Source organism: Sulfitobacter sp. G5_S2_6_S6, assembly GCF_054968505.1.
Genome location: NZ_JBQKUI010000024.1, coordinates 1 through 1665, shown reverse-complemented (window position 1 = coordinate 1665; position 1665 = coordinate 1). Strand labels below are relative to the sequence as shown.

The 1665-nt window shown below is 53.1% G+C and carries 2 protein-coding genes; one reads left to right on the top strand and one right to left on the bottom strand.

Annotation, left to right across the window (positions count from 1 at the left end; translation table 11 throughout):
* On the bottom strand, window positions 1-762 hold a 762-nt coding region (locus tag ACTRWK_RS17490; RefSeq protein ID WP_462844109.1), incomplete at its 3' end, for a transposase.
* 609 nt (window positions 763-1371) lie between these two features.
* Here ACTRWK_RS17490 and ACTRWK_RS17485 point away from each other — a divergent pair.
* On the top strand, window positions 1372-1665 hold a 294-nt coding region (locus tag ACTRWK_RS17485), incomplete at its 3' end, for a helix-turn-helix domain-containing protein (protein WP_037942312.1).

Here is a 1665-nt window from a genome sequence, read left to right as displayed (position 1 = left end):
AGAGCTGCGCGCGAGACCCAGCCGAGCCAACAGGGCTGGTGTCTTATACCGTTTTTTTAGGGCGACGATCAGCATGGTCTTTTCCCGATTGCTCAGGTCCTGCAGATCGCCGCCAAGTTCCTTTTTTATCATTTCACTCGCAGTCTTGAGCAGGTCATGCTCAATCTGGATCTCGCGGATCTCGCGGATGTCGCGCTGCAGGGCTTCACGCTGACGTTCCAATTCTTCAAGCTCTGGATAAGGGGCACTCTTCTTGCGTTTCATCATGGCAGGAGCCTCCGGGCCAAGGATCTGAGTCTTCCAAGCATAGAGCGTCGGCCGACTAACTCCGAACTTTTCGGCCAAGGCCTGGGCACTTTCTTGGCGATTATAGAGCCCGACCACAGCAGCCTGCTTCACGGCGTCAGAGTGATTTCCTGGGCCATATGTCGCATTGGAGACCGTTTTCGTGTCAGGAAACGCCTCGCGCACCCAAGCCGTCAGGGTGGCTCGGCCTGGATAGCCTAAAGCGCGCAGCGTCCATGAAACGCAGCGCCCATGGCTTGCATAATGCTCTAACGCCACCTGCTTTTGTGCCGCCGAGAATTTAGGCGGGCGCGGCGCTGAACGTATTTGCAAGTCCTGCCGACGTTCATACTCTCGATGCCAGCCTTTCAAGGCATTCTTCGTTGGATACCCCAACTCACGGATGGTGGCCCCCAAACGCTTGCCGAGCTTGATATAAAGCTCAACCGCGCGCATTCGATCTTCGTAGCTGTACATGAACTATCTCCAAGATAGTCCAACTTTTCGTCCGCACCCCCGTTCTTCCGTTTCGACATCTCTGATCTCCTTTTTGTCGAGTATCAGCAGACAGTAAATTGTAATTTACGTCAGTGTCCGCATTTCGGGGGGGGTATGTATGAACTGCCTTCCCCTGTAACCGTTTTGTTGATGCCCCTTTGACCCTGTTTCTATGTATTCGGTCTTTCAATGGGTCATTCGATTTGCCCCTGACCAGGATGGGAAGTCGCGCGTCCTGTGTCTCGTTAGCTCATGGGCACTCTGCGGTACACGACCGCGCCTGTTGCGTCTAATCCCGCAAGGCTACAAACGGTTTTGCCCAGATCAATTCCCAATACTTCGATACCCATCAGAATGCTCCTCTCTTTCCACCTATGCCCACAACAATAGCTGCGGTTTGGCGGGAAGGCAGTTCATCCCACTAGCTCAGTCCGCGATGCCCACCTTAGCCAAGGCGTAAGCGGATGTCGGCTCTAGCCAATTCATTTATCATAATCCTAATTATCAGATAAAGTATTGTAGCCGGGCACATTCTAAAATGGGTTGCGAAATTTCCCCTATCTTGCTGGAAAGCAAGGAGAATGGAAGATGGCGCATAAAGAGCTTAACCTGCGTGAACGACGCGCGATAGAAGACATGTTGAACGCCAAGATTGCTGTGCGCGAGATTTCAGCAGAGATCGGCAGGCATGTTTCCACGGTGTATCGCGAGATCAAGCGCAATCACTATTTCGACAAAGAGTTGCCGGAACTGAACGGATACTACGGCGTGGTTGCTCAAAAAGCGGCGACCGAAAGACGTGCGCGGCGGCGCAAACTGGTGCGCCTTGTCGGCTTGAGAAAAGCCGTAATCAAGCAGCTCGAGGAAGGTTGGTCACCAAAG